At 53.4% G+C, this 929-nt stretch carries 1 protein-coding gene; it reads left to right on the top strand.

Annotated features, from left to right (window positions below):
- Positions 1-929: elongation factor Tu (tuf, locus tag AC0TOY_RS00035; RefSeq protein WP_032650521.1), on the top strand; the 929-nt coding region annotated here is incomplete at both ends.

The following is a 929-nucleotide window of genomic DNA, read 5'->3' as shown; positions in this document are numbered from 1 at the left end:
GACACCCCGACTCGCCACTACGCACACGTAGACTGCCCAGGCCACGCCGACTATGTTAAAAACATGATCACCGGTGCTGCGCAGATGGACGGCGCGATCCTGGTTGTTGCTGCGACTGACGGCCCAATGCCTCAGACTCGTGAGCACATCCTGCTGGGTCGTCAGGTAGGCGTTCCTTACATCATCGTGTTCCTGAACAAGTGCGACATGGTTGATGACGAAGAGCTGCTGGAACTGGTAGAGATGGAAGTTCGTGAACTGCTGTCTCAGTACGATTTCCCAGGCGACGATACCCCAATCGTTCGTGGTTCTGCTCTGAAAGCGCTGGAAGGCGAAGCTGAGTGGGAAGCGAAAATCATCGAACTGGCTGGCTTCCTGGATTCTTACATCCCAGAACCAGAGCGTGCGATTGACAAGCCATTCCTGCTGCCAATCGAAGACGTATTCTCCATCTCCGGTCGTGGTACCGTTGTTACCGGTCGTGTAGAGCGCGGTATCATCAAAGTTGGCGAAGAAGTTGAAATCGTTGGTATCAAAGAGACTGCGAAGTCTACCTGTACTGGCGTTGAAATGTTCCGCAAACTGCTGGACGAAGGCCGTGCTGGTGAGAACGTTGGTGTTCTGCTGCGTGGTATCAAACGTGAAGAAATCGAACGTGGTCAGGTTCTGGCGAAGCCAGGCTCAATCAAGCCACACACCAAGTTCGAATCTGAAGTGTACATCCTGTCCAAAGACGAAGGCGGCCGTCATACTCCGTTCTTCAAAGGCTACCGTCCACAGTTCTACTTCCGTACAACTGACGTGACCGGTACCATCGAACTGCCAGAAGGCGTTGAGATGGTAATGCCAGGCGACAACATCAAGATGGTTGTGACTCTGATCCACCCAATCGCGATGGACGACGGTCTGCGTTTCGCAATCCGTGAAGG

Source organism: Enterobacter sp. PL_is379 (assembly GCF_055817355.1).
This window is presented reverse-complemented; position numbering and strand designations above follow the sequence as displayed.